General features: G+C 59.7%; 29 protein-coding genes and 1 pseudogene. 11 read left to right on the top strand and 19 right to left on the bottom strand.

Translation table 11 applies throughout. From position 1 onward, the window contains the following. Nucleotides 1-124: 124 nt before the first annotated feature. On the bottom strand, nt 125-1,738 hold the full coding sequence (gene lnt / locus DDE77_RS07365; protein WP_108396803.1) for an apolipoprotein N-acyltransferase: 1,614 nt from the start codon (nt 1,736-1,738) through the stop codon (nt 125-127). A gap of 150 nt (nt 1,739-1,888) precedes the next feature. Between lnt and DDE77_RS07360 the strand changes: the two genes are divergently transcribed. Continuing rightward, on the top strand, nt 1,889-2,893 hold the full coding sequence (locus DDE77_RS07360; RefSeq protein ID WP_108396802.1) for an adenosine kinase: 1,005 nt from the start codon (nt 1,889-1,891) through the stop codon (nt 2,891-2,893). Here DDE77_RS07360 and DDE77_RS07355 read toward each other — a convergent pair. Both DDE77_RS07355 and pyrF read right to left on the bottom strand, forming a co-directional pair. Continuing rightward, the gene (locus DDE77_RS07355) at nt 2,890-3,657 is read right to left on the bottom strand and encodes a TIM barrel protein (protein WP_108396801.1); all 768 of its coding nucleotides are present in this window, start codon (nt 3,655-3,657) and stop codon (nt 2,890-2,892) included. The genes DDE77_RS07360 and DDE77_RS07355 overlap by 4 nt on opposite strands. Next, entirely contained in the window at nt 3,654-4,352 is a 699-nt protein-coding gene (gene pyrF, locus DDE77_RS07350) for an orotidine-5'-phosphate decarboxylase (protein WP_108396800.1), read from the bottom strand. Before pyrF ends, DDE77_RS07355 begins: the two co-directional genes overlap by 4 nt. Nucleotides 4,353-4,474: 122 nt before the next feature. Between pyrF and DDE77_RS07345 the strand changes: the two genes are divergently transcribed. After that, on the top strand, nt 4,475-4,690 hold the full coding sequence (locus DDE77_RS07345) for a hypothetical protein (RefSeq protein ID WP_108396799.1): 216 nt from the start codon (nt 4,475-4,477) through the stop codon (nt 4,688-4,690). Here DDE77_RS07345 and DDE77_RS07340 read toward each other — a convergent pair. Both DDE77_RS07340 and DDE77_RS07335 read right to left on the bottom strand, forming a co-directional pair. Further along, nucleotides 4,676-5,287, bottom strand: a complete 612-nt coding sequence (locus DDE77_RS07340; RefSeq protein ID WP_108396798.1) for a histidine phosphatase family protein — start codon at nt 5,285-5,287, stop codon at nt 4,676-4,678. The two genes, DDE77_RS07345 and DDE77_RS07340, sit on opposite strands and share 15 nt — an antisense overlap. 4 nt (nt 5,288-5,291) lie before the next feature. After that, complete coding sequence (locus DDE77_RS07335) at nt 5,292-5,837, bottom strand: NADPH-dependent FMN reductase (RefSeq protein ID WP_108396797.1); 546 nt, start codon at nt 5,835-5,837, stop codon at nt 5,292-5,294. Between the two features lie 245 nt (nt 5,838-6,082). Between DDE77_RS07335 and DDE77_RS07330 the strand changes: the two genes are divergently transcribed. The 4 genes and pseudogenes from DDE77_RS07330 to DDE77_RS07315 all read left to right on the top strand — a co-directional run bounded on the left by DDE77_RS07330 (nt 6,083) and on the right by DDE77_RS07315 (nt 9,598). Continuing rightward, nucleotides 6,083-7,114: a PhoH family protein gene (locus tag DDE77_RS07330; RefSeq protein WP_245895119.1), complete on the top strand. Its 1,032-nt coding sequence runs from the start codon at nt 6,083-6,085 to the stop codon at nt 7,112-7,114. Nucleotides 7,115-7,119: 5 nt separating this feature from the next. Then, entirely contained in the window at nt 7,120-7,584 is a 465-nt protein-coding gene (gene ybeY, locus DDE77_RS07325) for an rRNA maturation RNase YbeY (RefSeq protein ID WP_108396795.1), read from the top strand. A gap of 67 nt (nt 7,585-7,651) precedes the next feature. Continuing rightward, nucleotides 7,652-8,677: a hemolysin family protein gene (locus DDE77_RS07320; protein WP_245895118.1), complete on the top strand. Its 1,026-nt coding sequence runs from the start codon at nt 7,652-7,654 to the stop codon at nt 8,675-8,677. An 8-nt stretch (nt 8,678-8,685) separates the two neighbouring features. Continuing rightward, nucleotides 8,686-9,598 (top strand): annotated as a pseudogene (locus tag DDE77_RS07315) (acetamidase/formamidase family protein). Between the two features lie 95 nt (nt 9,599-9,693). On the opposite strand, the gene DDE77_RS07310 reads toward DDE77_RS07315, so the two are convergent. Beyond that, on the bottom strand, nt 9,694-10,260 hold the full coding sequence (locus DDE77_RS07310) for a NifU family protein (protein WP_108396793.1): 567 nt from the start codon (nt 10,258-10,260) through the stop codon (nt 9,694-9,696). Between the two features lie 129 nt (nt 10,261-10,389). Between DDE77_RS07310 and DDE77_RS07305 the strand changes: the two genes are divergently transcribed. Further along, entirely contained in the window at nt 10,390-10,680 is a 291-nt protein-coding gene (locus tag DDE77_RS07305; protein WP_210204354.1) for a DUF3817 domain-containing protein, read from the top strand. A gap of 14 nt (nt 10,681-10,694) precedes the next feature. Here the strand turns inward: DDE77_RS07305 and gshB are convergent, their stop codons facing one another. From gshB to DDE77_RS07285, 4 genes are all read right to left on the bottom strand, one after another. After that, a complete protein-coding gene (gene gshB / locus DDE77_RS07300; protein ID WP_108396792.1) occupies nt 10,695-11,639 on the bottom strand; it encodes a glutathione synthase in 945 nt (314 codons plus the stop codon). A gap of 105 nt (nt 11,640-11,744) precedes the next feature. Continuing rightward, entirely contained in the window at nt 11,745-12,089 is a 345-nt protein-coding gene (locus DDE77_RS07295) for a YraN family protein (protein ID WP_245895117.1), read from the bottom strand. 7 nt (nt 12,090-12,096) lie between these two features. Next, entirely contained in the window at nt 12,097-12,999 is a 903-nt protein-coding gene (gene rsmI / locus DDE77_RS07290; protein WP_108396791.1) for a 16S rRNA (cytidine(1402)-2'-O)-methyltransferase, read from the bottom strand. A gap of 38 nt (nt 13,000-13,037) precedes the next feature. Next, a complete protein-coding gene (locus tag DDE77_RS07285) occupies nt 13,038-13,598 on the bottom strand; it encodes a TetR/AcrR family transcriptional regulator (RefSeq protein ID WP_108396790.1) in 561 nt (186 codons plus the stop codon). A 60-nt stretch (nt 13,599-13,658) separates the two neighbouring features. On the opposite strand from DDE77_RS07285, the gene DDE77_RS07280 reads away from it, so the two are divergent. After that, nucleotides 13,659-14,111 carry a DUF2214 family protein gene (locus tag DDE77_RS07280; RefSeq protein WP_108396789.1) on the top strand — a complete coding sequence of 151 codons (453 nt, stop codon included), beginning with the start codon at nt 13,659-13,661 and terminating at the stop codon, nt 14,109-14,111. Here DDE77_RS07280 and nth read toward each other — a convergent pair. Continuing rightward, nucleotides 14,099-14,794, bottom strand: a complete 696-nt coding sequence (gene nth / locus DDE77_RS07275; protein ID WP_210204353.1) for an endonuclease III — start codon at nt 14,792-14,794, stop codon at nt 14,099-14,101. The two genes, DDE77_RS07280 and nth, sit on opposite strands and share 13 nt — an antisense overlap. Nucleotides 14,795-14,842: 48 nt before the next feature. Here nth and DDE77_RS07270 point away from each other — a divergent pair, with 48 nt between their 5' ends. Both DDE77_RS07270 and DDE77_RS07265 read left to right on the top strand, forming a co-directional pair. Further along, nucleotides 14,843-15,328 carry a DUF2244 domain-containing protein gene (locus DDE77_RS07270; RefSeq protein ID WP_108396788.1) on the top strand — a complete coding sequence of 162 codons (486 nt, stop codon included), beginning with the start codon at nt 14,843-14,845 and terminating at the stop codon, nt 15,326-15,328. 72 nt (nt 15,329-15,400) lie between these two features. Beyond that, nucleotides 15,401-16,270: a methylated-DNA--[protein]-cysteine S-methyltransferase gene (locus DDE77_RS07265; protein WP_108396787.1), complete on the top strand. Its 870-nt coding sequence runs from the start codon at nt 15,401-15,403 to the stop codon at nt 16,268-16,270. 60 nt (nt 16,271-16,330) lie between these two features. Here DDE77_RS07265 and DDE77_RS07260 read toward each other — a convergent pair whose 3' ends face one another. Both DDE77_RS07260 and dapB read right to left on the bottom strand, forming a co-directional pair. Beyond that, entirely contained in the window at nt 16,331-16,945 is a 615-nt protein-coding gene (locus tag DDE77_RS07260; protein ID WP_108396786.1) for a 2,3-bisphosphoglycerate-dependent phosphoglycerate mutase, read from the bottom strand. A gap of 17 nt (nt 16,946-16,962) precedes the next feature. Next, on the bottom strand, nt 16,963-17,775 hold the full coding sequence (gene dapB, locus DDE77_RS07255; RefSeq protein ID WP_108396785.1) for a 4-hydroxy-tetrahydrodipicolinate reductase: 813 nt from the start codon (nt 17,773-17,775) through the stop codon (nt 16,963-16,965). A 116-nt stretch (nt 17,776-17,891) separates the two neighbouring features. On the opposite strand from dapB, the gene DDE77_RS07250 reads away from it, so the two are divergent. Continuing rightward, on the top strand, nt 17,892-18,242 hold the full coding sequence (locus tag DDE77_RS07250; RefSeq protein ID WP_108396784.1) for a VOC family protein: 351 nt from the start codon (nt 17,892-17,894) through the stop codon (nt 18,240-18,242). Between the two features lie 131 nt (nt 18,243-18,373). Here the strand turns inward: DDE77_RS07250 and coaA are convergent, their stop codons facing one another. The 6 genes from coaA to DDE77_RS07220 are packed head-to-tail and all read right to left on the bottom strand — an operon-like array spanning nt 18,374 to nt 22,169. Next, nucleotides 18,374-19,324 (bottom strand): type I pantothenate kinase, encoded by a 951-nt coding sequence (gene coaA, locus DDE77_RS07245; protein WP_108396783.1) that lies wholly within the window; start codon nt 19,322-19,324, stop codon nt 18,374-18,376. Further along, nucleotides 19,324-19,641 carry a phosphoribosyl-ATP diphosphatase gene (locus tag DDE77_RS07240; protein WP_108396782.1) on the bottom strand — a complete coding sequence of 106 codons (318 nt, stop codon included), beginning with the start codon at nt 19,639-19,641 and terminating at the stop codon, nt 19,324-19,326. Before DDE77_RS07240 ends, coaA begins: the two co-directional genes overlap by 1 nt. Next, entirely contained in the window at nt 19,638-20,453 is an 816-nt protein-coding gene (gene hisF / locus DDE77_RS07235; protein ID WP_108396781.1) for an imidazole glycerol phosphate synthase subunit HisF, read from the bottom strand. Before hisF ends, DDE77_RS07240 begins: the two co-directional genes overlap by 4 nt. Continuing rightward, nucleotides 20,450-21,181, bottom strand: coding sequence for a 1-(5-phosphoribosyl)-5-[(5-phosphoribosylamino)methylideneamino]imidazole-4-carboxamide isomerase (hisA, locus tag DDE77_RS07230; protein ID WP_108396780.1), 732 nt, complete (start codon nt 21,179-21,181; stop codon nt 20,450-20,452). The genes hisF and hisA overlap by 4 nt, the downstream gene beginning before the upstream one ends. Further along, nucleotides 21,178-21,828, bottom strand: coding sequence for an imidazole glycerol phosphate synthase subunit HisH (gene hisH / locus DDE77_RS07225; protein ID WP_108396779.1), 651 nt, complete (start codon nt 21,826-21,828; stop codon nt 21,178-21,180). Before hisH ends, hisA begins: the two co-directional genes overlap by 4 nt. Next, on the bottom strand, nt 21,825-22,169 hold the full coding sequence (locus DDE77_RS07220) for a DUF2628 domain-containing protein (RefSeq protein WP_157959708.1): 345 nt from the start codon (nt 22,167-22,169) through the stop codon (nt 21,825-21,827). The genes hisH and DDE77_RS07220 overlap by 4 nt, the downstream gene beginning before the upstream one ends. Between the last annotated feature and the right edge of the window lie 42 nt (nt 22,170-22,211).

The following is a 22,211-nucleotide window of genomic DNA, read 5'->3' as shown; positions in this document are numbered from 1 at the left end:
ATCCGAAACACGCCATTCGGAAGCTGTTTCGAGGGGTTTGTGACATCGGCTCACCCTCTGGTCAAGGCGGATATAAAGAAAGCTTGATATCCCACCTTGCCGTTTTGGAGCACGATTTCGCTTCCTATACTCTGGCGCGGCGTCCGCGGCGGGAAACCACAAGGGATATCAGGAGGCCTGCAATGATGGCGATCAACAAAGGCCAATGACGCAGCTGGGAAAAAACTGTGGCGGGGAGCCGTTCATGCGGCCGGACATCGAGCACTGCCATTTGCAGCGGGGCAATACCGGCCGTGACCCGCCCAAGCGGATCGGTGGTGAAGGTCAGGCCAGTATTGGCGGCGCGGATCAAGCTCAGGCCCTCCTCCACAGCCCGTACTCGAGCATGATGGGCATGCTGCGCCGGTCCAATAGAATGGTCGAACCAGGCATCATTGGTGATGTTGAGAATGAACTGCGCGCCTGCTGTGTCACCCAGATCGCCCGAAAACAGAATCTCGTAGCAAATCAGCGCCAGAAAGGCCGGAGTACTGGGCAAGCTCATAAGGCGACGTCGGGCATCGCCATGCGCCCAGCCCTCGGCCCCGGGCACGAACTGCTTGATGCCGAGCCGGGAAAAGAACTGGCTGAATGGCAGGAATTCGCCAAAGGGTACCAGATGAGACTTGTCGTAGGACGCAATGATCTCGCCGCTGGTATCGATGGCCAGCAGGGCATTGAACGGCGGGCCTGCACTTTGCGTTTGCCCTGGCTCAAACTGCTGGCGCGGAATGCCGGCCAGCAAGGTTGCTGTGTCCGGCAGGAGCCGGGCAATGCGGGCCAGCGCATCGGGGTAGGAGGACAAAAAGAACGGCAGGCTGGATTCCGGCCAGACAAGGTGGGTGATATCAGCCAGCCCCTGATCGGCTGGGTCCATCCGCATTTCGGAGATCATCAGCAGCTTGTCGATCAAGGCAGCCGGATCAACATTGCCCCAATCCGAATGCTCGTACACCATGGGCTGGACAAGGCGCATTGCAATATCGGTGCGCTCGGTGGAGATTGTTCCAGCCAAGCGATTGAAGCCGTAACCAAGTTGCACGGCGATGACCAGGATCGCCAGAAAGAACGGCAACAGGCGCCTGCTGAGGCTCCTGTTGCTAGCTGGCCAGATCAAGGCGGGTGTCAGCGCCAGCAGCGCTGCAACAAAGGTCAGCCCGTAAACACCAATTACCGAGGTGATCTGCATCATCTCGTCAGTTGGGGTCAGCGCATAACCTAAAAGGTCGAACGGAAAGCCCGTGAGCACGTGGCCACGCGCCCATTCGGCAATGGTGATGAAGGTCCCCAGCGTCACAATGCGCCATGGCCCGTGGCTCCAGAACAGATGCGCAAGAGCGCTGCCAAGGCCCCAAAAGAAGGCGATCAACGCTGCCAGCGCCAGAATGGCGAACGGCATGAGCGCAATCATGATCCCGCCGTCTACGAAAAACGCGGCGCCAAGCCAATGAAAGGCGACGGTGAAATAGCCCCAGCCAAAAGCAAAGCCTATGGCAAAGGCCTGTCCGAAAAAGCGCCGCCAGCCGCGACCCGGCTCGGCACCATCAAGGCACCAGACCCAAAACGGGAAGCTGATGAACAGTGCTGGCAGAACAAAGAGCGGGGGCACCGACAAGCCCGCAATTGCGCCTGCAATCAGCAGAAGGAGAAAGCGGCGCCAGCCGTGGCTCAACATGGCGGTTTCGGCCAGCCAGGTCATGGCGTCTCTGTCGGGGAATCAGAATGCATGCGGCAAAGTCGCCGGAAGGGGCTGAGGCGTCAAGGCGGCTCGACTGCCTTGGTCGTTGCGCCAAAGGGGCAGTTCCTCTAAACCCGCACTCGGCTTTTCTCCCTCCGTCCGGACCCGCACATGACCGAAACCCGCTTCGACGTTCTGACCATCGGCAATGCGATCGTCGACATCATCGCGCCCGTGGAGCCCGGGTTTATCGAACGTGAGGGCATGACCGAAGGCATCATGCACCTGATCGATACCGAGCGGGCAGAAGAGCTCTACAGCAAGATGCCATTGAGCCGGCAGCAGATCTCGGGCGGCAGTGCGGCGAATACAGCCGCCGGCGTTGCTTCGCTCGGAGGTCGGGCGGCGTTCGTGGGCAAGGTGGCTGATGATCCGCTGGGCGATGTGTTTGAAGCAGACCTTGGCGCCCTCGGGGTTCATTATTCCACGTCGCGCCTCAAGAATGGCGCCCTGACTGCCCGCTCGATGATTTTTCTCAGCGAAAGCGGAGAGCGCACCATGAACACTTATTTGGGCGCTTGCCACCAGCTGACTGAGCAAGACATCAAGCCAGACGAGATTGGGTCCGCCGCCATCACTTATATGGAAGGTTTTTTGTGGGATCCCGTGGAGTCCAAGAAAGCCTTTGTCCTTGCCGCGCATTATGCGCACAAGAGCGAGCGGGCTGCCGCCTTTACCTTGTCGGACCCGTTCTGCGTTGATCGTTACCGCGCCGAGTTCCTGGACCTCATCCGGTCCAAAACCATCGACTATGTTTTCGCCAATGTGCATGAGCTTAAATCACTTTACCAGACGGAAGACCTCGGCGAAGCCGTGCGCGAAATTGCCAAGGATGCTGAACTGGCTGCCATCACCATGGGTGCCGACGGCGCCATGGCGATCCACAATGGGGAGATCGTGTCGGTTCCAGCTTTCCCCGTCGATGGGGTCGTGGACGCCACTGGCGCAGGCGATTTGTTCGCCTCGGGCTTTTTGCTTGGCATGGCACGCGGCCAGTCGCTGCAATCAGCCCTTCAAACAGGGTGCCTGGCGGCCAGCGAAGTGATCTCCCATATCGGCGCCCGCCCGCAGCTTGATCTGCACGATCTCACCAAGCAGCACGGTTTGGTGGGCTAGCCGAAGATCGCGCGCGTTTCAGCCAGCGCATCGGCAGTCAGACCAGTGGGGCGGAATTCAAGCCCCGTATAGCCGTTATAGCCTTTTGCCCGGAGCCAATCGAGGCTTTGTGGAATTGGCAGTTCCCCTGTTCCTGGCTGGTTTCGCCTGGGATGGTCGGCAACATGGATATGGGCAATGCGGTCGACGCGCCCCGCCAGGACCTCCGCCGTTTGTTCTCCCATCACCATGGAATGGTAGAGATCATAAAGCAGCGCGATCTCGGGCCGGCCGACCTCATCAATGATGTCGAGCCCCTCGCTGGTGGATGCGAGATAATAGCCTTGGTGATCAACCAGCGTATTGAGCGGCTCCAGCGCCAGCCGCACGCCCGAGCCTTCCAGCACGAGGGCTGACCGCCGCATCGCCTCCACCACAGCATCGTGCTGCGTTTCACGTGGAACATTGCTGAGTTCAGGACCTGCCTGGGCGATCATCACGGGGGCACCGAGGCGCTTGGCGACCTGAAGGCTAGAGGCTAGGCCCTCAAGAAAACGGTCATGGTCAGTGGTGCGGGTGAGTTCGGCAAAAGGTTCGGCTACAATGGCGGCAAGCTTGACCCCGGTCGCCCCGAGCGCATCCTCGATGGCGTCGAGATCCTTGTTGCTCCAAAGCCAGAACTCCACCGCGTCCATGCCGGCGGCCCTGGCCAAATGAATGCGCTCGGCAATGCTCTGTGTCTCGCGAACAAACAGCATGTCGACACAGGCGGAATAACGCATCACGCCAGCCTTGATCCGGTGTTCATCTCGGCAAGGATGGCCCGGGCCGCTGCCGCTGGATTGGGCGCTTCGATGATCGGCCGTGCCACAACAAGGTGCGTGGCCCCTGCTCCTAAGGCCTCAGCCGGACCCATGACGCGCTTCTGGTCGCCCGCCGCTGCGCCAGTGGGACGAATACCGGGCGTCACAATTTGCATTTTCGGCCCAACAATGGTGCGTACCATTTCGGCTTCGTGGGGCGAGGAAACAATCCCGCCAATGCCGGCGTCCCGTGCCTGCTGGGCACGCAGCGCCACAAGGCCGGCCGCATCGCGCTCATAGCCGGCTTCCTTGACATCGGCATCGTCCATGGAAGTCAGCACCGTCACACCCAGGACGCAAAGACCAGTTCCAGCCGCCGCTTTTGCAGCTGCGCGCATCGTTTTTGGGTAAGCGTGGACGGTCAGCATGGCAGCGCCTGTTTGGGCAAAGGCCGCAACCCCCTGTTCCACGGTGTTGTCGATGTCCAGGAGCTTCAGATCGAAAAAGACCTTTTTGCCAGCCGCAATCAACGACTTCCCTAAGGCAAGGCCATCTGCGCCATAGAAGCATTGATAACCGATTTTGTAGAAATCCACCGCATCGCCGAGTTGCTCGACGAGCTGCTCTGCCCTGGCGCGGGAGGAAACATCTAACCCAACAATCAACTGGCCGGTCATGGATGCTCCTGCGATATAGTGCGCTAAGCTTGAACTAGAGCAAACCAGATACGGCGGCAACCCGCCTGGCTTGATGGCGCATGCCGAAACGTTAAGCTGTCGGTCCACCCTGGAGAGCGCTCATGTCCAAACTTATGATCACCAATCTCAACCACGATTTCCAGAACCGGAAATCCTTTGTGGTCTTTGTCTGGTCCGACGATCCGTCCAAGCATTTGGGACTTGAGGTCCCGTTTGGGACAGCACTGTCTGATGTGGAACAGGAGGCAGAAAAGGCGGTCAGCGCCTTGGCCCAGGAGTTAAGCCGAGCCGAGATCGTCCTTTTACCCAATCTCTAGCCATTCTGGCCCAAACGCCTCCATTGGAGTCCACTCACAGCCCAGAACCATCTCCTCGAGATCGAACACAAAGCAATTGCCGCCACCCTTGTCGCCATGCCGGCTCTGATCCTCGGCGCGGGCAATGGGACGCTTGTCGACATGGCATTTGAGCAAAGTGCCCACCGCGCCATGACCGCAGAATATTGCAGGCGTTCCTTCCGGCACGCTCAAGAGCGCAGTTCGAACCGCTCCAACAATACGCTCCTGCGCATCCACGGCGCGCTCCCATCCATCGGCACTTCGGTCGGGCTCGGCAAAGAAACGGTCCGCCATTTGCTCGAATAGTGCAGGCGGCAAGAAACCGGTGGCGCTCCGATCATTTTCGCCCATCTGGTGATCGGTGATTACCTTTGCTCCCGTTTGTCGCGCCAATATTTCCGCTAGTTCCACAGCCTTGCGCTCGCCGCTGGAGAAGATCACGGCGCCTTCCGGTACGATTCCCTTTCCCGCAAACTGCATGGCCCTTTGCCGTCCCTGCTCGGAGAGGCCCCAAAGCGGAACGGGAATGTTTGGAGCGATCTCTACCTGCGGGTGAGTGACATAGAGCGCGCGCATCTTTTTAGCCTCGGCTAAAGTGGGTGAGTTCGTGCACCATCTGGTCGATCTTGCGGATAATGCCCGGCTCCACCGGATTGCCTTCCTGGTCAAAGGCTTGTTCCGCTGGCCCAATCCCTAAGAGCGTTGGCACCACAAGCGCGCCCATCTTGGTGAGGGACTCGCGCAGATGGCTCAGGCCCCAGATCGTGCCGTACTTGCCCGAACTCACCCCGCCAATACCGAACACGGCATACCGAAAGGGGCTAGGCTTCTGCCGGCTCAGCCAGGTGACGGTGTTAACCAGCAGGGGAGGCAAGCCGCCATTGTATTCAGGCGTAGCAATAAAGATGATGTCGTGCGTTCGCCAGAGCTCGGCGAGCTGAGGAGCAGCGTTCGGGGTGTGCTCGGCCTCCAGATCTTCGTTGAAGATTGGCATCGGAAAATCGCTCAGGTCGATGGAACTGACCGACACGCCAGCCGTCCCGAGTTGGCGGTCCATATGCGCCTGCAAGCTCTTGTTGAACGATCCCTGGCGAATGGAGCCCGACAGGGTCAGTGCAGTTGGCATGGCAAATTCCCGATTTTCACGGGGCAATCTGCCCACGTGTTCCAGCCTGTGCAAGCCAGCCTAGTAGTGTACTGACCCATTGCTCTGGTCTACCAGGCGGTAAGCGTTTCAGCGCGGCACTTGCTCAGACTGTGTTTGAACACAATATAGCGCAAGACATGGCACGGAAATCGTCCTAGCCTCGTTATCTCGAAGCGGTGCAAATTGTGCCGCATCCTCGGAGCCACACCAGTTTGAGCAGGCATTTGCCCCCAACAGCAGACAACGCACTCGCATCCCAGCTAGAACTCGCTTTTGATGACAATCGCCTTGCGGCGCAGCTTTATGGCGATTTTGACCAGAACCTGGCCCTGATCGAACAGCGGCTCAAGGTTTCGGCGACACCGCGCGGTAATCACGTGCTGCTCAAGGGCGCTGCCTCTGCCGTCGACCAGGCGCGCCGCTCGCTCGAATCGCTTTATGGCTCGCTCGAGGAAGGACGCACCATCGACATCTCTGATGTGGACGGTGTGATCCGCATGATCCAGACCGAGGATTCCCAGCTCACCCTCCCAACGCTTGAGCGTAAGGGCAAGGTGCGCATGGCCCAGATTGCCACGCGCAAATCCACCATTGTTGCCCGCACGCCCGCGCAAGATGCGTATATGCGGGCCATGGAGCGGAGCGAATTGGTGTTCGGTGTTGGTCCGGCCGGTACCGGCAAGACCTATTTGGCCGTTGCCCATGCCGCGTCCCTGCTTGAGCGCGGTGACATCAACCGCATCATCCTGTCCCGGCCAGCTGTCGAAGCGGGCGAGCGCCTGGGGTTTTTGCCCGGGGACATGAAGGAGAAGGTCGACCCCTATTTGCGTCCGCTTTATGATGCGCTTTACGATATGATGAAGCCCGAAAATGTCGAGCGCTGCATCACATCAGGCATCATCGAAGTGGCCCCCCTGGCCTTCATGCGCGGCCGCACCTTGGCTAATGCCGTGGTGATCCTGGACGAAGCGCAGAACACCACGTCCATGCAGATGAAGATGTTCCTGACCCGCTTGGGCGAGAACTCGAAAATGATCGTTACGGGCGACCCTACGCAGGTCGATTTGCCGCGTGGGGAAAAGTCGGGCCTCGTGGAAGCCGTCCATCTGCTGGATGGCGTTGAAGGCATTCATGTCTCCCGCTTCAACGACAAGGACGTTGTGCGACATGCCCTTGTGGGCCGCATCGTTCGCGCCTACGAGGCCGATGCAACCAAGAAGCTCGCGGAAAAAGCTGCCGAAGGGGTCGTCCGCTGAGCTCCTTGCCGCTTGAAATCGCTGTTATCCGCAATGATGAACTGTGGCCGTCCGATCTTGATGCCGTGGCCGAACAGGCCGTGCTCGCTGCACTGGAAGGATCAAAAGCCAAGCTCAAGGGCGCGGCGGAGCTTTCCATCCTCCTCACCAATGATGCGGAACAGCAAGAGCTCAACCGCGAGTGGCGCGGCAAGGATAGTTCCACCAACGTGTTGAGCTTCCCCCAAATTGAGCCCTTTGGGGCTGTTTCCGGCATTCTGGGCGACATTACCCTGGCGCGCGAAACGCTGGAACAGGAGGCGGCCGAACAGGGTGTTTCGTTCACAGATCACTTCCGTCACCTTGTGGTGCATGGATTTCTCCATATTTTGGGCTATGATCACCTCACTGATGAAGAAGCTCTCGAAATGGAGGGCCTCGAAACACAGATATTGGCAAAGCTCGGGGTTGCGGACCCCTATGCCGATTGACGCGGAAGCCCAAAGCTCCGCATTTCCCGCGTAAGGATCAACGAGCCGCTTCTGGCGGCGACACACCATGAACGATAGCGACAGTACGGGTCACTCGGCGCCCACACCAGCCGAACCTCCATCTAGTTCCTCCCCGACGCCAGCGCGCGGACCGTCCATCTGGAACCGTTTCAGGGCCATGTTGGCACGCGGAACGGTTTCTCTGCGCGACGATCTGCAGGTAGCGCTCGACGAGCAGGGGAGCGCTGAATCAGCCGACTTCTCGGAAAGCGAGCGCACGATTCTCCAGAACGTGCTCAAGCTCGGCAATGTCTCAGTTGGCGACGTGATGGTGGAGCGCTCGGATATCCAGGCGATCGAGGCCGACGCTAATCTCGGCACGCTCCTTGCCAAGTTCCGCCAGGTCGGTCATTCGCGCCTGCCCGTGTATGACGACGGACTCGACAACATATTGGGCTTCATCCACGTCAAGGATACGCTGGGCAAGATCACCGAAGCGGTGACGGACCCGACCAAGGATGTGCCGGTCAAGCTGGTCTCCAGCGTACTCAAGCAAAAGATCAACAAGCTCGAATTGGTGCGCACGGCCATGTTCGTGCCAACCTTCATGCCAGTGGGTGATCTGCTGCAATCCATGCGTGCCTCGCGCGTCCACATGGCCATTGTGGTCGACGAATATGGCGGTACAGACGGCCTTGTGACCATTGAGGACCTGCTGGAAGCCGTTGTCGGTGAGATCGAGGACGAACACGACGAACTCGCAGCTTCCCTGATCCGCAAGGTTGGCAACGACACCTTTATCGCCGATGCACGTGCCGAACTGGACGATGTGCGCATCATGCTCGGCCCCGAGTTCGACCCCGGCGAATATGCCGAAGAGGTGGATACGATCGGTGGCCTGGTGTTCGATCTGGCAGGACACGTCCCAAAACGCGGCGAACGAGTTAACAAGCTCGATGGCTTTGAATTCGAAGTGCTTGCCGCCGATAGCCGGCGTATCAAGCGCCTGCGCATCCGTCGCAAAAGGCTGGAGGCCGAGCCATTGGCCATTACTGACCAGCGCTCGCCCGAGGAAAAGGCGGCGGCCGAATAGGAGCATCTATGACGACGCACCGCTTTGTTCCCACCACATGGCACAATGTGTTGGGCACACTCCCCCCCTGCCCTCTTCATTGCCGATGGCGATACGGTGATTACCGAGACCATCGACGCTAATGGATTTGACAAGGACGGGATTGCGCGTTGCTCGGGACCAAACCCGATGAATGGCCCCATCTTTGTTGAAGGTGCTGAACCGGGCGATGCCCTTATGGCCGAGATCATCCGCATGACGCCGATCCGCGCGACAGGCTGGACGCGACAGGTGCTGGCCGCCAATGTCGTAGAGCCCGAACGCGTGCGCGATCTGCCAAAGCGTGAGCGGACCGATTGGATCATCGACATCAAAGCCTCGACCGTCCGGCTCAAGGAGCCGGTTGCAGGCCTGGAACATCTCGTGCTGCCGCTCGATCCCATGATCGGCTGCTTCGGTGTTGCCCCAAGCCTTGGCCAGGCGTCCTCCACCGCGACTAGTGCAGAAAACGGCGGCAACATGGATTACCGAGGGTTCCGCCCCGGCACCAAGGTTTACCTGCCAGTAGCAGTACCGGGGGCGCTCTTTTTCCTAGGCGATTGCCACGCTATCCAGGGTGATGGGGAGATCGTTGGGACTGGTGTTGAAACGGCGATGGAAGTCGAAGTTCGCCTCAGTCTCCGCAAGGGCCAAAAGCCCAATTGGCCGCGTGGGGAAGATGCCGCTTCGATCTTTACCGTCGGTAATGCCCGCCCTCTTGAGCAGGCCCTGCAACACGCCACAACCGAAATGTTCGATTGGCTCATGGACGCCTATGGCCTCTCGGCCGTTGCCGCGAGCCATCTGCTGGGGCAAGTGGTTCGCTACGAGATCGGCAATGTGTTTGATCCAGCTTACACAATAGTGTGCAAGATCGAAAAGAAATGGCTGCCGAAGATTTAGACTCGCCGTCCAAGGGACACATCTCACCGATACCCCACGAACAAAAAGCCCGGTGATCTCTCACCGGGCCATGCACACCGCAGGTTGCAGATAAGCTAGACCTGCTGAACGGCCTCAACACCGGGCACGAAGTGCCGCAGCAGATTTTCGATACCGCTTTTGAGCGTCGCCGTGGACGATGGGCAGCCAGAGCAGGCCCCCTGCATATGGAGGAACACGGTGCCCTCCTTGAAGCCCTTGAAGATGATGTCGCCACCATCCATGGCAACGGCCGGACGAACGCGCGTCGCCAGCAATTCCTTGATCACCTCAACCGTTTCGCCGTCTTCTTCTTCAAAGAATTCTTCGACTTCATCGAAGTTCGGAACCGCTGCGCCGCCTTCGGTGATTACCGGCTTGCCGGAAAGAAAATGATCCATGATCACGCCGAGAATGGCTGGCTTGATGTGGGCCCAGTCGGTTTCATCCTTGGTCACCGAGATGAAGTCGGAACCGAGGAACACGCCCGTGACGCCAGAAATGGCGAAAATCCCCTGGGCCAGCGGCGAGACGACAGCGGCGTCCGCACTGCGAAAATCACGCGGCTCACCGACAAGGACATCGCGACCGGGCAAGAATTTGAGCGTCGCAGGATTAGGCGTGGCTTCGGTCTGGATGAACATGGGGCGGCCTGCTTAATAGATTTAGAACGCTTCTAAAATAGTCTTCCGCAGCCGAAAAGCAAGGGCCCTGACGCATGAGCGGCCATGCGTCACGTTTCTGTCTTCCGCGATTGCGGCTAGACATACCCCATGATCAGAATTTTCCGCGCCATTGGCCTTTTCGAAGGCGTCACCACCCTCGCCCTGTTCTTTGTTGCCATGCCGCTTAAATATGTGTTCGGCAATCCTGCGCTGGTACCATCCATCGGCATGATCCATGGCGTAGCGTTCGTCATGTATTTGATCGCCATGGTTGTGTGCCTATGGGGTCGCGGTTTCAGTGGTTGGGAATGGGCGCGCACAACGCTTGCTGCTTTTATTCCCTTGGGAACATTTCTCAACGATGGCCTGCTCAAGCGGAAGCAGCTTGCAGCTGCCTGACCGCCCCCACCCGCTCAGGCGCGACGCTTTTCGATCGCATCCCAGATCAGCACGGCAATGTCAGGGCCACCGAAGCGCTTGATCTCGCGGATGCCTGTGGGCGATGTGACATTGATCTCGGTGAGATAATCGCCAATCACATCGATGCCCACAAAGATCATGTCGCGCTCCTTAAGCGCTGGTGCGATTGCTGCGCAGATCTCACGGTCACGTGCCGTCAGTTCGATGAATTCTGGCCGCCCGCCCACATGCATGTTGGAACGCGCTTCGCCCTCTGCGGGAATACGATTCAGCCCCGCTACCGCTTCGCCATCGATGATTATGATCCGCTTGTCGCCCTTGCGCACGTCCGGCAAATATTTCTGGACCATGAAGGGCTCGCGGTAATTCTGCTCAAACAGCTCCAGCAGGCTCGCCAGATTATGGTCGCCTTCCTGAAGAAAGAATACGCCCGCGCCGCCATTGCCATAAAGCGGCTTGACGATGATGTTGGTATGCTCCTTGCGAAAAGCGTGGATCATGTCCCGGTCACGCGTAACCAATGTGGGTGGCATCAGCTCGGGGAAATCTGTCACCAAAATCTTTTCCGGTGCATTGCGCACAGCAGAGGGTGGATTGACCACCAGTGTCTTGGGGTGCAGCCGCTCCAGGAGATGGGTGAGGGTGATATAGTTCATGTCGAAGGGCGGATCCTGGCGCATCAGGATCACGTCCTGCGTCGAAAGATCCATCCGGTGCGCCTCGCCCAACACGAAGTGCTCCCCCTTAGATGCATCCGTAACCGTGATAGGCTGCACCAGCGCCGAAACCACATTGCCCTGCAGAGCCAGCGTATCCGGGGTATAGTGGAGCAAGTCATGCCCTCGCGCTTGAGCCTCCAGCATCATGGCGAAGGTCGAGTCGCCGCGTGGGTTGATAGTGGCGACATGGTCCATCTGGACCGCAACTTTAAGCTTCATTATGCTTCTACCTGGCGATTTCGGAGGGCCCACAAGCAAGCCGCGGAGCGTTCTTCACATCGCCCGACGCGGCGGCTGACGCAAGCCATTTTGCGGCATGGTCGGCTAAAGCGAAAACGCATTCACCCAGTGGCGTGGAAAACTTCGCGGGGCCACAAAGATTACATCGAAGCGTAGATCACACCCGGCATATTGCGGGTGCCTGGCAAGCCAGTATTGTGCAGCGCGCGCGATACGCTGCTGATTGACCGCAGCCAGGGCGTCAGCCTCGCCACTGGCGCGGCGTCTTGCCTTGACCTCAACAAACACGATTGTCCCGAAAGCTTTGGCGATAAGGTCGATTTCGCCCAGAGGTGTTTTGTAGCGTGTGGCGAGAATCCCATAGAACTTGAGCCGCAAGAACCAGGCGGCAAGCGCCTCCCCCCGGTGCCCACTCCAATAAGCATCCAAGCGAGCCTTACTCGGCGTTTTTGAGCCGGAGCGCCGCATCATACACATCCTTGCGCTTCAGCCTGAACTGCGCCGCAACAGCATCCACCGCAGCGCGCAATGGTTGACCTTCCATCGCGCTGGCGAGTGCACTTAGCCATTCTGCCTCGTTTACCGGAGCCGCTTCCGCGGCCCCTGCCACCACAATCACTGCCTCGCCCTTGGTCTCTCCCCCGGCAAACTCTGCTGCCAGTTCGCTCAGCGCACCTCGATGCACGCGCTCGAAGCGCTTGGTCAGCTCCAGCGCGACCACCGCCTGCCGTTCCCCCCAGATGTGGGCCATGGCCGACAGGGTATCGGCCAAGCGACGCGGACTTTCATAGAACACCAAAGTTTCACGTGAAACCGCAAGGCTCTGCAGCGCATTGGCGCGCGCTCCAGCTTTTGCCGGCAAGAAGCCGTGGAAAGCGAAAGCGTCCGTCGGCAAGCCGGCAACGACCAAAGCAGACAGGAGCGCTGAAGCGCCTGGGATGGGATAGACTGGCTGCCCTGCTTCCGCCATGCCACGGATCAGCGGAAAACCGGGATCAGACAGAAGGGGCGTTCCAGCATCGGAAATCAGCGCGATTGCCTGCCCTGCCGCGATATGACCGACGATCTCGTCCGCCTTCGCCCGCTCATTGTGTTCATGCATGGCAATGCGGCGGCCGCGAATACCATAATGATCGAGCAGACGCGCCGACATGCGAGTATCTTCACACAGGATCACAGAGGCAGCCGCCAGGGTTTCAAGCGCTCTTATGGTGATGTCGCGCAGATTGCCGATCGGCGTTGCCACAACATAAAGCCCCGGCGCCAGAGGCGGGGCTGGGAAGCTCGTGCCACCAATGAAATAGCTCTTGGTGTCCAATGGTTCTTTATCAAGGTGCATGCTTGTTTGTAGCAGCCAGCCCTGACTTGTACAGCGCCCTAGAGCTTGCCCAGAACAGCGTCGATGAGTTGCTCCACATCATCGCCAACCCTTAGCGCGATTTGCTTATCTAGCAGCAACACAGCCAATCCATGCACGCGCGCCCAAGCGGCCAGCGCCGCAACACGATTGGCACCGGTTGCTCCGCCGATCACATGGCGCAAGGTGTTGAAGGCCTGATCAGCTGCCATCCTCAGGCCAGGGCGATTGTCCTTGCGAACTTCAGGCGAAAACATCAGCCGGAACAGACCAGGATTGGCGAGTGCAAACTGCACATAGGCGCGGCCCATGGCTACGGGAATATCTGGCGAATTGCTCTGAGCCGTCTCCTCCATTTTCTTGATGAAGCGCTGAAAGCCAATCACGGCGAGGGATTCCAGCAGGGCGGCTCGGCTGTCGAAATGCCGATATGGCGCTCCGGGAGAGACATTCACCGCCCGGGCGAGATCGCGCAATTGAATGCCCGCTTCGCCATCCCGCTCCAGGATGATCAGGGCAGCATCCAACAGGGCACGCCGAAGGTCCCCATGATGATAGTGGCCATTAGTTGATGTTGACATTGCTTACTTCTAGGCTTCTATATGTAAGCGCTTCTTACATCGCCAAATCACGAGAGCCAAATGGATATTGATCTGGTTCTGGCCATCGCACACCATCTGGCCGTTTTTGCCCTCGTTGCGATCTTCGCTGTGGAAGTCGCGCTTGTGCACCCTGGCCTTGCTGCCCCGGCCATTCGCCAGCTTGGGCGGGTCGATGCGATCTATGGCGCAACCGCTGGGATCGTGATCGTGGTTGGGATTATCCGCGTCATCTTCAGCGCGAGCGGCTGGGACTATTATGCAGGCAATCACATGTTCTGGGGCAAGATGACGGCGTTCCTGCTTGTCGGCATCCTTTCTGTTCCGCCCACCTTGGCTATTCGCCGCTGGGCAAAGAACCTTGCGGCCAACAGCAGCTATGTTCCCGCGACCACAGAAATTACTGCCAGCCGCCGCTTTATTTTGTTCCAGGCAGCGCTTTTTGCGCTCATCCCCAGCTTTGCCGCAGCCATGGCGCGCGGCTATGGCGCCTGAACTGCCGGCGTCTTAACCTTGGGCGCAGGTGTTTTTGGCTCATAGCAGCACCATTCCACAATCGGACAGCGCCAACACTCGGGCGTTCGAGCCTTGCAAATGTAGCGGCCGTGCAAAATCAGCCAGTGATGAGCATGGAGCATGAACTCAGACGGCACCACTTTTAGGAGCTTCTGTTCCACAGCCAGCGGATTGGCGGCCACTGCCAGCCCGGTGCGATTGCTGACCCGAAACACATGCGTGTCTACAGCCATGGTGGGCTGCCCGAAGAACATGTTGAGCACCACATTCGCCGTTTTGCGCCCAACCCCCGGCAGGGCCTCCAGCAACTCCCGCTCCGCCGGCACCTCGCCGCCATGGCGCTCCAGCAATTGCTGGCTTAGCAAGAAAACGTTTTTGGCCTTGGTGCGAAAAAGGCCAATGGTTTTGATGTATGCTTCAATTGTTTCCTGGCCTAGCGCCACCATGGCTGCAGGCGTAGGCGCTGCAGCGAACAGCGCGCGAGTCGCCTTGTTTACTCCTGCGTCAGTCGCTTGAGCCGAAAGAACTACGGCCACGAGGAGCGTAAAAGCGTTCACATATTCGAGTTCGCCCTTGGGCTCTGGCGTAATTTCCTGAAAACGCTGGAACATTGCTTGGACATCGGCCTTAGGCAGGTTCTTCACTTTTTTGGCGGCAGCCATTTTCTCGCCCCTTGTTCTGCCGTTATAGTTAGCGTCGGAGAGGCCAACATGCCAATGCAAGCCACAACAACAACACCCCTGTTTTCGGCGGAACTGACGCCCCACCGTTCGCTTGATGGACGCGGCGTCATGCTGGTCACCTGCCTCTGCCTTGTGTTTGCCGGCCTGCCGGCCTTGTCGATGCTGTCGATCGGCCTCTGGCCTATTGCCGCACTAATGGTTCTAACGGCTTTGGCGACGGGTGCTGCCCTCTATTTCTCGCTGCGCCAGGGCAAGCGGCACGAGCAAATCACTGTCTGGCACGATGGACTTGAATGGGTGACCACCGACGCCAATGGTGCGCGCACGCTGCGCCGCTTCAATCCGAAAACCATTAAGCTGGTGCTGGATCGCGACGTCGATGAAAAGACCATCCGCATCCGGCTGCGTACCGCCAAGGAGGAGGTCGATATTGGCGCTTTCCTAACGAGTGACGACAAATCGAGCTTCGCCAAAGCCCTGGGCACCGCTCTGCGCAAGGCCCGCGCCAGCTAAGCGGTTAAAACCGGGTCGCCCCAAGGCGACAACAGCGATAAACAGGCAGCCAGGAAAAGATCGGGTGCTGCCATGAACCAGATGATGACCATGAGCCCTGCGTCAGATTATGACGCAATTCGCGCCGCCATCCGCTATCTCAGCGAGAATGGTCCCGATGTCGCGGATCTCTCGGGCTTTGCGCAATCTATGGGCATGACCGAGCGGCAACTCACCGATCTGTTCCGCCGCTGGTGCGGGCTCACGCCGAAGAGCTTTGCCCAGGCTGTTGCGCTGGACCATGCCAAATCGCTCTTGCGGCAAAAACAAAGCGTTCTGGACACCACCTATGAGGTGGGCCTCAGTTCAACCTCGCGGCTCCATGATCTGTTTGTGGCCTATGAAGCCATGCCGCCCGGTGTTTTCCGTGCTGGTGGCGCCGGGCTCGACATGATTTGGGGCACGGCCTCGTCGCCGTTTGGCACTGCGGTAGCGACTGCAACCGAATATGGCCTCTCCGGCATCGGCTTTGCCGACGCGGAAACGGACGTGGATACCGCGTTTCTTGATCTCGCGAACCGCTGGCCCAATGCTCGTTTCATCCGCAACGACCAGCATATCGCCCCGTTGGTCGCCCAGGCCTTTGATCCCCAGCAATGGTCAGCCGATCGGCCGGTGCGCATCGTGCTGATAGGCACCGATTTCGAGGTCAAGGTTTGGGAAACCCTGCTCAAGATTCCCATGGGAAGCGCCGCGACCTACCAGAGCGTTGCCAGCCACATCGGCCGCCCCAAAGCCTCCCGCGCGGTCGGTGCCGCGGTCGGCAAGAACCCTATCTCTTTCGTGGTCCCTTGCCACCGGGTGGTCGGCAGCACGGGCGCCCTTACCGGCTACCATTGGGGCGTCCCGCGCAAGCGCGCGATCCTGGGCTGGGAAGCTGGCGTAATTTCGGCCGCGCACTAGCGGCCGCGCCCACCAGCCAAGTTCCCCCGCTTTCAGTGGAGGTTATGTGGGGGTGCCGCCCTAGAGCTCTATGCGCTCCTCAAGCTTGCCATCGGTGCCGATCCGGTAAACCGTCGGCTCGCCTGTCGCGATTTCGCGCTTCAGGATCTCGTCCGGGGTGAGCCCTTCGATCGCCATCACCAGCGCCCGCAGCGAATTGCCATGCGCGGCAATCAATACGGTCTTGCCCGCCTTGAGCTGCGGCAGGATTTCACTCTCGTAATAGGGCAGGGTCCGCGCTGCCGTGTCCTTGAGGCTTTCTCCGCCCGGAGGGGGCACATCATATGAGCGGCGCCAGATCAGAACCTGCTCCTCGCCCCATTTTTCGCGTGCATCATCCTTGTTGAGGCCGGCCAGATCGCCATAATCGCGTTCATTGAGTGCAGTGTTGCGGATAATGGTGACGTTGAAGATCCCCATCTCTTCGAGCATCAGATCCAGCGTATGCTGCGCCCGGCGCAGGGCCGAGGTGTAGTAAAGGTCCGGAACGATCCCCTTGGCTTTGAGCGCCTTGCCTGTTGCCCGCGCTTCGCTTTCCCCCAATTTGGTCAGGTTGGGATTACGCCAGCCGGTAAATAGGTTCTTGAGGTTCCACTCGCTCTGCCCATGGCGCACGAGGATCAGGGTGCCGGTCATGTGGTTTTCCTTTTCGTTTATTTAGCGAGGCCGAGCATATCAGCCATGGAATAAAGCCCGGCCGGCTGCCCGGCGGCCCAGAGCGCCGCCCGCACCGCTCCGTTGGCATAAATAGTGCGGTCCTGCGCGCGATGACTGAGCTCGATGCGCTCGGACTGGCCCGCCAGGATCACCATGTGGTCGCCGATCACATTGCCGCCGCGTAGCGTTGCAAAGCCGATGGTTCCGGCTTCACGCGGTCCGGTATGGCCATCGCGCACACGCACGGAATGATCCTTGAGCGCAATGTCGCGCCCCTTGGCCGCCGCCTCCCCCAGCATCAGCGCCGAGCCCGAAGGGGCGTCCACCTTGCGGTTATGGTGCATTTCCATGATTTCAATGTCGTATTCCGCCAATGCACGGGCAGCCTGCTCCACAAGGCTGGTCAGCACGGTCATGCCCATGGAGAAATTGCCAGACTTGACGATGCGGGCGCCTCGGCCTGCAGCCTGGGCGATGGCAGCGTCGTCAGCTTCCGAGCAGCCGGTCGTTCCAATAATATGCACCAGACCACGTTCGGCAGCCTTTTGCGCCAGGGTAACGCTTGCTGCCGGAGCGGAAAAATCGATGATGGCGTCTGCACCGATCAGTGCCGCGTCGACATCGTCGCTGATCGCCACGCCAAGGCCTTCGAGGCCCGCCAGCGTTCCGGCATCTTTGCCGATGGAAGCGGCGCCGGGCCGGTCGAGCGCGGCATGGAGGGCAATGCCGGCAGTTGCAGCAATGGCCGCAATATTGGCAGCGCCCATGCGTCCGCCAGCGCCTGCAATCACGACCTTCAAATCTGCCATTCACCGAACTCCCATTTGCCCCGGCTATAGCAGCGCAGCGGCAAAACGCCAACAGCGCTGCCCCATTGCCGACACTGTGCTAGGGTGGTGTTTCGCGACGCAGGGGGAACAAGCAATTGACCATAACCAACGCGCTGGCCGGTATCGCGGTGGACGACATGAACGAAGCACTCGATTTTTATGAACGGCTGTTCGGCCGCCCGGCCGACGCCCGCCCCATGGCGGATCATGCCGAATGGAAGCTGCCCGGCGGGGGCTGGGTGCAGGTGCATACAGATAGCGACCGCGCGGGTGCCTCAAACTTGACGCTGATCGTGGACGATATTGCCGAAGAGCTTGGGCGTCTTAGCCTGCAAGGCCTCAACCCGGTCGCAAAATCGGTTGGCGATTTCTTCAAGACCGCCAAGTTCCGCGACAGCGATGGCAACCAGATCATCCTGAGCCAGCCGCAGCCGGGAACATACTAACCGCCAAGCGCCATAGCTCCGCCCCACCGTCATCACCCGGCTCGTCCGGGTGATCCATCCCTCCACAGGCACGGGAACATGGATCGCCCGGACAAGCCGGGCAACAACGCTGTGGGGGCGATAGGGCAAAATTAAACCCGGCGCAGCTGCACTTCCTCGATCAGATGGCTTTTGCCTTTTTTGAGGATCAAATCGGCCCGCCCCCGCGTGGGCAGCACATTGTCCAGCAGGTTCGGCAGATTGATCGTGCGCCACACCATGCGCCCGAACGTCCCCGCCTCCTGTTCGCTCATTTCGGCGAACTTGCGGAAAAAGGAATTGGGGTCACGGAACGCCGTTTCGCGCAGCTGAAAGAACCGCTCCATGAACCAGGTTTCCAGATCCTCGGCATCGGCGTCGATGTAGATCGAAAAATCGATGAAATCGGAGGCGAAGAGGATCGGCTTGCCGGTTCGGGGCAGTTCGCCGGGCTGGAGAATATTGAGCCCTTCCACGATCAAAATATCGGGCCGGTCGATCGTAATCTCGCTGCCTTCAACGACGTCATACACCAGGTGCGAATAAACCGGCACCTGGACATTGCCCTTGCCCGACTTGATGTCGGCCAGGAACTGCACGAAGCGCGGGCGATCATAGCTTTCGGGGAAACCCTTGCGCTCCATGATCCCGCGCTCGGAGAGCACGGCATTGGGATAAAGAAACCCGTCCGTCGTCACCAGATCAACCTTGGGGCTCGATGGCCAGCGCTGCAAAAGCGCTTGGAGGATGCGCGCCGTGGTGGATTTTCCCACTGCCACTGATCCGGCCACGCCGATGATGAAAGGCACCTTCTGGTCAGCTGTTTCGAGGAACCGCGTCGACACGTTATGAAGGCCTTGAATGGCTTCCACATAAAAAGACAGCAGGCGCGTCAGAGGCAGATAGGTTTCTTCGGCTTCTTCCAGGGAGATCGGATCGCTCAGGGTGCGCAGCCGCTTGATGTCTTCCCCGGTCAGCGTCATCGGCTCGTCGGCGCGCAAGGCGCTCCACTCCGCCTTGGTGAAGTGGTGATAAGGCGCCAGCACCCGTGAGCCTTTCGCCATCAGCCCTTGTCTCCACGGGCGGCCTTTTCAGCCAGGCCCGACTGACCAGTTCGCCCGTCCAGTTCGGCCATGACGTCGCTCAACGGCACGCCCGCAGCCTTGAGGACGACAAGAAGATGGAACAGCACATCAGCTGATTCCTTGACCAGTTCGACGCGATTGCCCGTCACGGCTGCGATCACAGCTTCGGTGGCTTCTTCGCCCAGCTTTTGCGCGCATTTTTCCATGCCTCGGCCGATGAGCTTGGCGGTATAGCTTTCTTCGGGCGATGCCGCAGCGCGAAGGGCAACACGCGCTTCAAGATCTTCTAGATTCATGGCCGTGCCAGCTCCTGCAGGGCCTTGTCCATCCGCACATCAACCCCATGGTCGCGCAGATATTGCTTGGCCTCGCCAATGGTGAAAGTGCCGAAGTGGAAGATCGAAGCCGCCAGTACCGCGCTGGCATGGCCTTCAACAACGCCATCCACCAGATCCTGCAACGAGCCCACCCCGCCCGAGGCGATCACCGGCACTTCAACCGCATCGGCAATTGTTCGCGTCAGCTTAAGGTCGAACCCCGATTTGGTGCCGTCGCGGTCCATGGACGTCACCAGCAATTCCCCTGCCCCGCGCTCGACCATGCGGGCAGCAAATTCCACCGCATCGATGCCGGTCGGCTTGCGTCCGCCATGGGTGAAGATTTCCCATTCCGAACGGTTGTCCCCACCCACTCGCTCGGTCAGCCGCTGCTTGGCATCCACTGAAACGACAATGCACTGATTGCCGAACTTGTCTGCGGCCCGGGAAATGAAATCGGGGTCGTTCACGGCAGCCGAATTGATCGCGACCTTGTCGGCTCCGGCAAGCAGGAGCTTTCGGATGTCCTCGATGGTCCGCACCCCGCCACCCACGGTCACCGGCATGAAACAATGTTCGGCCGTGCGTGCAACGACGTCGAAAATCGTGTCGCGGCCCTCGTGGCTCGCGGCAATATCAAGGAAGGTAAGCTCGTCGGCGCCGGCCGCATCATAGGCCATGGCCGCTTCAACCGGATCGCCAGCGTCGCGCAGGTCGACGAACTGCACGCCCTTGACCACGCGCCCATTCATCACGTCGAGGCAAGGGATCAGACGGGTCTTGAGGGTCATGCGGCCCTCTTCAAGAGCGCGAGTGCTTCACGTGAATCAATTCGCCCATCATAGAGCGCCCGCCCCGATATCGCGCCTTCCAACACCTGATATTCGGCGTGCGTCATGCGCTCTATATCGGCCATGGAGGCCAGCCCGCCCGAGGCGATTACGGGGATGCTGGTCGCGCGCGCCAGCTCCAGTGTTGCGTCCCAGTTGATCCCGGCCAGCACCCCGTCGCGATCGATATCGGTATAGATGATCGCTGCAACACCAGCGCCTTCAAAGCGCTTGGCGAGTTCGATCACCGACAGCTCGGAGGTTTCAGCCCAGCCTTCCACCGCTACCATGCCCTTGCGGGCATCAATGCCCACGGCAACTTGCCCCGGAAAGCGCTTGGCCGCTTCCTTGACCAGCGCCGGATCACGCACCGCAACAGTGCCCAGGATCACGCGCGCCAAGCCCTTGCCGAGCCAGCCTTCCACATGCGCAAGCGTGCGAATGCCACCCCCGAGCTGCACCGGAAACCGGACCGCCTTAAGAATGGCTTCCACGGCCGCGCCATTGCGGCTTTCCCCGGCAAAGGCGCCATCCAGATCAACGACATGGAGGTATTCAAACCCCTGGTCCTCGAACGATTTGGCCTGCGCGGCGGGATCGTCGTTGAACACCGTCGCCTGGTCCATGTCCCCCAGCTTGAGGCGTACGCACTGGCCGGCCTTGAGGTCGATTGCGGGAAACAGGATCATGGTGTCCACCTCAAAAAGTTGTCGATCAGCCGCAGGCCCAGCGCCTGGGATTTTTCGGGATGAAACTGGGCACCAAACAAATTGTCTCGTCCTACGCAGGCCGTCAGCGCGCCACCATAATCGGTGATGGCAATGCGCATGGCATCGTCTTCGGTCACCAGGTGGTAGGAATGGACGAAATAGGCATGAAGTCCATCCGGACCGTCCGGAATACCTTCCAGCAGCGCATGCGGCCGGGTCTTGGTGATGGTGTTCCAGCCCATATGGGGAATCTTGAGCTGAGGGTCACTTGGTCGGATGCGCTCCACAGCGCCAGGGATCCAGCCAAGCCCAGCCGTTACGGCCTTTTCCCGGCCCTCCGATGCCATCAGTTGCATGCCAACGCACACGCCCAAAAATGGCTTGCCACCCCGGATCACCTGCTCCTCAAGCACCTCGATCATGCCTAGCACGGCATCAAGCCCTGCCTTGCAATCGGCAAAGGCCCCGACGCCGGGCAGCATGATCCGGTCTGCCTGCCGAACTTGCTCTGGGTCGGCGGTCACAAGAATATCAACGCCGCCCAGCGCCCGCGCCATGCGCTCAAAGGCTTTGGCTGCGGAGTGCAGATTGCCCGCGCCATAGTCGATAATGGCAACACTGCTCATCGAATCGCCTCCAATTGCGCCAGTTCGGCGTCGGCTGCCACGCGCTCACCGCGATAGCGCCAACCGCGGGACCGCAGCGCATGGCGACGAAACGATGGCGCCGCAAAGCCGAGCCAGATGGCACCAAGCACATAAAGCCAGAAGGCTGCGGTGCCCAGGAATGGGGTAAGAACCACCAGCGCCACGACCATCAGCACCCAGGCGAGCATTTCCAGCCAAAGCCCGTGCAGCAGCAGAAACACGGGCGGCAGAAGTGCCGCCAGCCAGCTGAACTGTTCGGGAATGGCAGCCGGCAAGTCGGCCGTGTCCGGCTTGGGATCGAAAATGGCGTAGAGGGTCACCAGACACTCCAAATATTCGATGTCATCCCGGCCTTGAGCCGG

Source organism: Devosia submarina (assembly GCF_003056345.1).
In the GTDB taxonomy this organism is placed as follows: Bacteria; Pseudomonadota; Alphaproteobacteria; order Rhizobiales; family Devosiaceae; genus Devosia; species Devosia submarina.
The sequence above is the reverse complement of the archived record's forward strand: the minus strand, read 5'-3'. Positions and strand labels throughout refer to the sequence as shown.

Excerpts from the sequence above, each read along its gene's own strand:
- dapB (WP_108396785.1), bottom strand. The coding sequence starts at position 17,775 with ATGGCAGATTTGAAGGTCGTGATTGCAGGCGCTGGCGGACGCATGGGC.
- DDE77_RS07305 (WP_210204354.1), top strand. The coding sequence starts at position 10,390 with ATGATCAGAATTTTCCGCGCCATTGGCCTTTTCGAAGGCGTCACCACC.
- DDE77_RS07240 (WP_108396782.1), bottom strand. The coding sequence starts at position 19,641 with ATGAATCTAGAAGATCTTGAAGCGCGTGTTGCCCTTCGCGCTGCGGCA.
- DDE77_RS07265 (WP_108396787.1), top strand. The coding sequence starts at position 15,401 with ATGAACCAGATGATGACCATGAGCCCTGCGTCAGATTATGACGCAATT.
- DDE77_RS07335 (WP_108396797.1), bottom strand. The coding sequence starts at position 5,837 with ATGCCAACTGCACTGACCCTGTCGGGCTCCATTCGCCAGGGATCGTTC.
- gshB (WP_108396792.1), bottom strand. The coding sequence starts at position 11,639 with ATGAAGCTTAAAGTTGCGGTCCAGATGGACCATGTCGCCACTATCAAC.
- DDE77_RS07280 (WP_108396789.1), top strand. The coding sequence starts at position 13,659 with ATGGATATTGATCTGGTTCTGGCCATCGCACACCATCTGGCCGTTTTT.
- DDE77_RS07310 (WP_108396793.1), bottom strand. The coding sequence starts at position 10,260 with ATGTTCATCCAGACCGAAGCCACGCCTAATCCTGCGACGCTCAAATTC.
- DDE77_RS07320 (WP_245895118.1), top strand. The coding sequence starts at position 7,652 with ATGAACGATAGCGACAGTACGGGTCACTCGGCGCCCACACCAGCCGAA.
- rsmI (WP_108396791.1), bottom strand. The coding sequence starts at position 12,999 with ATGCACCTTGATAAAGAACCATTGGACACCAAGAGCTATTTCATTGGT.
- DDE77_RS07285 (WP_108396790.1), bottom strand. The coding sequence starts at position 13,598 with ATGTCAACATCAACTAATGGCCACTATCATCATGGGGACCTTCGGCGT.
- nth (WP_210204353.1), bottom strand. The coding sequence starts at position 14,794 with ATGGCTGCCGCCAAAAAAGTGAAGAACCTGCCTAAGGCCGATGTCCAA.
- pyrF (WP_108396800.1), bottom strand. The coding sequence starts at position 4,352 with ATGACCGGCCAGTTGATTGTTGGGTTAGATGTTTCCTCCCGCGCCAGG.
- DDE77_RS07345 (WP_108396799.1), top strand. The coding sequence starts at position 4,475 with ATGTCCAAACTTATGATCACCAATCTCAACCACGATTTCCAGAACCGG.
- lnt (WP_108396803.1), bottom strand. The coding sequence starts at position 1,738 with ATGACCTGGCTGGCCGAAACCGCCATGTTGAGCCACGGCTGGCGCCGC.
- DDE77_RS07360 (WP_108396802.1), top strand. The coding sequence starts at position 1,889 with ATGACCGAAACCCGCTTCGACGTTCTGACCATCGGCAATGCGATCGTC.
- DDE77_RS07270 (WP_108396788.1), top strand. The coding sequence starts at position 14,843 with ATGCCAATGCAAGCCACAACAACAACACCCCTGTTTTCGGCGGAACTG.
- hisF (WP_108396781.1), bottom strand. The coding sequence starts at position 20,453 with ATGACCCTCAAGACCCGTCTGATCCCTTGCCTCGACGTGATGAATGGG.
- coaA (WP_108396783.1), bottom strand. The coding sequence starts at position 19,324 with ATGGCGAAAGGCTCACGGGTGCTGGCGCCTTATCACCACTTCACCAAG.
- hisH (WP_108396779.1), bottom strand. The coding sequence starts at position 21,828 with ATGAGCAGTGTTGCCATTATCGACTATGGCGCGGGCAATCTGCACTCC.
- hisA (WP_108396780.1), bottom strand. The coding sequence starts at position 21,181 with ATGATCCTGTTTCCCGCAATCGACCTCAAGGCCGGCCAGTGCGTACGC.
- DDE77_RS07340 (WP_108396798.1), bottom strand. The coding sequence starts at position 5,287 with ATGCGCGCGCTCTATGTCACTCACCCGCAGGTAGAGATCGCTCCAAAC.
- DDE77_RS07260 (WP_108396786.1), bottom strand. The coding sequence starts at position 16,945 with ATGACCGGCACCCTGATCCTCGTGCGCCATGGGCAGAGCGAGTGGAAC.